Origin of the sequence: Caulobacter sp. B11 (assembly GCF_002737765.1) — a bacterium.
Classification (GTDB): Bacteria; Pseudomonadota; Alphaproteobacteria; order Caulobacterales; family Caulobacteraceae; genus Caulobacter.
Window position 1 is genome coordinate 1 of record NZ_PEGG01000363.1, and the last position, 4,401, is coordinate 4,401.

General features: G+C 68.3%; 4 protein-coding genes. 3 read left to right on the forward strand and 1 reads right to left on the reverse strand.

Annotation, left to right across the window (positions count from 1 at the left end; all coding sequences use genetic code 11):
* Window positions 1-115 precede the first annotated feature (115 nt).
* Window positions 116-1,087 carry a complex I NDUFA9 subunit family protein gene (locus tag CSW58_RS12780; protein ID WP_099447542.1) on the forward strand — a complete coding sequence of 324 codons (972 nt, stop codon included), beginning with the start codon at window positions 116-118 and terminating at the stop codon, window positions 1,085-1,087.
* A gap of 22 nt (window positions 1,088-1,109) precedes the next feature.
* Window positions 1,110-1,982: a hypothetical protein gene (locus CSW58_RS12785; protein WP_099447543.1), complete on the forward strand. Its 873-nt coding sequence runs from the start codon at window positions 1,110-1,112 to the stop codon at window positions 1,980-1,982.
* On the opposite strand, the gene CSW58_RS12790 is transcribed toward CSW58_RS12785, so the two are convergent.
* Window positions 1,967-2,770, reverse strand: a complete 804-nt coding sequence (locus CSW58_RS12790; protein WP_099447545.1) for an undecaprenyl-diphosphate phosphatase — start codon at window positions 2,768-2,770, stop codon at window positions 1,967-1,969. The two genes, CSW58_RS12785 and CSW58_RS12790, sit on opposite strands and share 16 nt — an antisense overlap.
* A gap of 232 nt (window positions 2,771-3,002) precedes the next feature.
* Here CSW58_RS12790 and CSW58_RS12795 point away from each other — a divergent pair.
* Window positions 3,003-4,401 (forward strand): NAD(P)-dependent oxidoreductase (locus CSW58_RS12795; protein ID WP_099447544.1); only part of this gene is annotated, 1,399 nt, incomplete at its 3' end.

A 4,401-nucleotide genomic window follows, 5' to 3' on the forward strand; every position in this document is an offset into this window, starting at 1 on the left:
CTGGTCCGCGTCAATCGCAATCGTGCGCATTTCTTCGTCCCCGGTTCGGGCATTGATTGCGACGGCGCGCGGGGTCGTCTATTCCCGGCGAGCAAGCTTAGGACGAGGTTACGATATGCAAGGTCTGGTCACGGTGTTCGGCGGCTCCGGCTTCGTCGGCGGCCAGGTCGTTCGCGCCCTCGCCAAGCGCGGCCATCGGGTGCGGGTGGCGGTGCGCAATCCCAACCTCGCCTATCGCATGCGGATGCTGGGCGATGTCGGCCAGATCGAGGTGGTCCAGGCCAATGTCCGCAACCCCGACTCGGTGGCGCGGGCGATCCAGGGCGCCGAGGCGGTGATCAACCTCGTGGGCGTGCTCTGGGAGACCGGCCGGCAGAAGTTCCAGGCCGTGCACACCCTGGGCGCCAGGACCGTGGCTGAACAGGCCCACGCCGCCGGCGTGGGGCGCCTGATCCAGGTTTCCGCCATCGGCGCCGACAGCCAGTCGGACGCCCGCTACGCCCGCAGCAAGGGCCTGGGCGAAGAGGCCGTGCTCAAGGCCTTTCCCGGCGCGGTGATCGTGCGGCCGTCGATCGTGTTCGGCCCGGAAGACAGCTTCTTCAACAAGTTCGCCGCCATGGCCGCGATCAGCCCGGCCCTGCCGCTGATCGGCGGCGGCGAGACTCGATTCCAGCCGGTGTTCGTCGGCGACGTGGCGGCGGCCATCGCCCGCATCGTCACCCTGCCCTCGGCGGACGGCCTGATCTATGAACTGGGCGGCCCGGCGACCTACAGCTTCCGCGAACTGCTCGAGCTGATCCTGACCGAGACCGGCCGCAAGCGCGTTCTGGCGCCCCTGCCCTGGGGCCTGGCCGCGCTGATCGGCAAGGCCGGCGACCTGATGGCCGCCGTGCTGCCCCTCGCGCCGCCCTTGACCTCCGACCAGGTCGCCCTGCTGAAGTCGGGCGACAATGTCGCCTCGGCCGGCCTGCCGGGCCTGGCCGAACTGGGCGTGGAGCCGACGGCGGTCGAGGCGGTCGTTCCCGCCTACCTCTATCGCTACCGCAAGGGCGGGCAGTATGCGCCGACCCCGGCCGGCGCCTTCTAGAGACCGACGCCGGAGAGACGTCTTGATCATCATCACCGGCTTTCAGCGTAGCGGCACGACGGCCCTCGGCGAAAATCTGGGGCGATCGCCGCAAGCCGCCTATTTCGGCGAGATCTTTCATCCCGACGGCTTCAGCGACGGCGACCGCGCCAGGAGCCTGCGCCTGAGGTCCGACGCCAACTACTACCGCTTCGTCGACGAGCATCCTGACCTGCATCGCGGGCCGCCCGACGCCGGCCGCGTGGCCCAGCAATGGACAGCCTACCTGGCCTATCTGGACAGCCTGCAACCGGGCGCGCGCGCCATTCTCAGCGTCAAGTACAACAGCTGGCACAATGTGGCCGCCGCCTGGCAGGACCCCACCGCACGGCCCTTCCTGCTCGACCTGCTCAAGGCCCAGGACCCGCTGGTCGTCCTCCACCTGATGCGCGGCGATCTGCTGGCCCAGGCCGTTTCCGAACATCTGGCCTCGTCGACCGGCGTCTGGCACGCCACCGGCGCCCCCGCCGCACAGGCCGACCGCGAGGAGCTGCCGCCGTACCTCATCGTCGAGCGGATGAACCGCTGCCTGGCCCAGCGTCGACTGATGCGGACGAGGCTGGCCGACCTGCCGACGGTCGAGCTGGTCTATGAAGAGACCTTCACGCCGGACGGCGACCTGTCGGCGATCACCCGACAGGCCCTGGCCCCTTATGTGGCCCCCGAGATCCTGACCGAGGCTCCAGGCGTCCTGCAACGGATCATTCCCGACCTGGGCGAGCGGTTGAGCAATCTGCCCCAGATCGTCCAGGCGGTCGTGGCGGCCGGCCTGTCGGACCATGTCGCGCCCGCGACCCTGGCCTCGGTCAAGCGACCCGCCCGACCCAGAAAGACCGCGGCTCAGCGCGGCGCGTAGAGCAGGCCCAGGCCGACGACCCCCACCGCGATCCGCCACCAGGCGAACAGGGCGAAGCCCCGCTTGGCGACGAAGTCGAGCATCACGCGAATGATGAGCATGCCCGAGATGAAGGCGGTGACGAAGCCGATGGCGATCAGGCCCGCATGGCTGGCGTCGATGCTGTCGCGGCTCTTGTAGAGGTCATAGGCGAAGGCCCCGACCATGGTCGGAATGGCCAGGAAGAAGCTGAACTCGGCCGCCGAGCGCTTGTCGCCGCGCAGCAGCAGCGCCCCGACGATCGTCGCGCCCGAGCGCGAGACGCCGGGCACCATCGACAGACACTGGAAGAAACCAATCCCCAGCGAGGTCAGCAGCGGGTATTTCATCGCATCACCATGGCGCGGGGTCGGCGGCCAGCGGTCGAGGGCCAACAGCACGAAGCCGCCGATCAGCAGCGACCAGCAGATAAGGGCCGGGCTCTCGAACAGCACGGCCTTGATGAAATCGTGCAGGGCGAAGCCGAGCACCACGGCGGGCAGGAAGGCGATCAGGATCGACAGGGCGAAGCGCCGCGCGGCCGGATCGCTCGGCAGACCGACCAGCACCGCCCACAGGCGCTGGAAGTAGAGCGCCACCACGGCGAGGATCGCGCCGAGCTGGATCAGCACGATGAAGGTGTCCCAGGCCGGATCGGTCAGACCCATGGCGGTCTTGGCCAGCAGCAGATGGCCGGTCGAGGAGACCGGGATGAATTCGGTCAGGCCCTCAACCAGACCCAATACGATCGCGACCAACCAGTCCGGCATCGTCATTCCCTTGCGCTACAGGCTTTCGGCGTGCGCCAGACACGGTAAAAATTAAGTTCATCCATAAAGTAGACTAATATAGGGCAAACTGCGGGACGATTCCGGCCAACGTCGGCGCGGAGGCCGAGATTTTTGTAAACTTATTAGACAATCGCATTCTTATTGCCGCGAAGAGTCCGTATGACGCCTCCGCACGCAAGTTTTTCCCCTTCTTGGGGCCGAGGGAAGCCGCATGGTCGAGCGCATGCTGAAATTCACCACCGTCGCCCGCCGCACGCCTGAAAAGCGCGCGGCCGATGAGCGCAATGGCGACTTCCACGAGATCTATGCCGACTTCATCGACGCCAAGGCCAATGAACAGGCCGCGCGCTGCTCGCAATGCGGCGTGCCGTTTTGCCAGACCCACTGCCCCCTGCAGAACAACATCCCCGACTGGCTGCGGATGACCGCCGAGGGTCGCCTGCAGGAGGCCTATGACCTGTCTCAGGCCACCAATTCCATGCCCGAGGTCTGCGGCCGCATCTGCCCGCAGGACCGCCTGTGCGAAGGCAACTGCGTCATCGAGCAGTCGGGCCATGGCACCGTGACCATCGGGTCGGTCGAGCGCTACCTCACCGACAAGGCCTGGGAGATGGGCTGGGTGAAGCCGCTGGTGGCCGGCCCCGCCTCCGGCCAGTCGATCGGCGTCATCGGCGCGGGCCCTGCGGGCCTGGCCGCCGCCGAAAAGCTGCGCGAAAGCGGCCATGCCGTCACCGTCTATGACCGCCACGACCGCGCGGGCGGCCTGCTGATCTACGGCATCCCCGGCTTCAAGCTGGAAAAGGAGGTCGTCGAGCGCCGCACCACGCGTCTGGCCGAGGGCGGCGTGCAGTTCCAGATGAATTTCGAGGTCGGCCGCGACGCCAGCCTGGACGATCTTCGCGCCAAGCACGACGCGGTGCTGATCGCCGTGGGCGTCTATGGGGCGCGGGACCTGGCGGTTCCAGGCTCGGGCAACCAGGGCGTGGTGCCGGCCCTGGACTATCTGATCGCCTCCAACCGCGTCGGCCTCGGCGACAGCGTCGCCGCGTTCGACAGCGGCGTCCTCAACGCCGACGGCAAGGACGTCGTGGTGGTCGGCGGCGGCGACACCGCCATGGACTGCGTGCGCACCGCCGTCCGCCAGGGCGCGACCTCGGTCACCTGCCTCTATCGCCGGGACAAGGCCAACATGCCCGGCTCCCTGCGGGAAGTGGCCAATGCCGAGGAGGAAGGCGTGACCTTCGAATGGCTGGCCGCGCCCCGCGCCGTCCTGGGCGAGGCCGCCGGGGTCACCGGGGTGCGGGCCATCCGCATGCGCCTGGGCGCGCCGGACGCCTCGGGCCGTCAATCGCCGGAAGAGATCGACGGCGGCGACTTCGATCGCCCCGCCCAGCTGGTGATCAAGGCCCTGGGCTTCGAGCCCGAGAACCTGCCCGAGACCTGGTCCGCGCCCGACCTGAAGACCACGCGCTGGGGCACGGTCAAGGCCGACGTCCGCGACCAGATGACCAATCTGGACGGGGTGTTCGCCGCCGGCGACATCGTGCGCGGCGCCTCCCTGGTGGTCTGGGCGATCAAGGACGGCCGCGACGCCGCCGACGCGATGAATC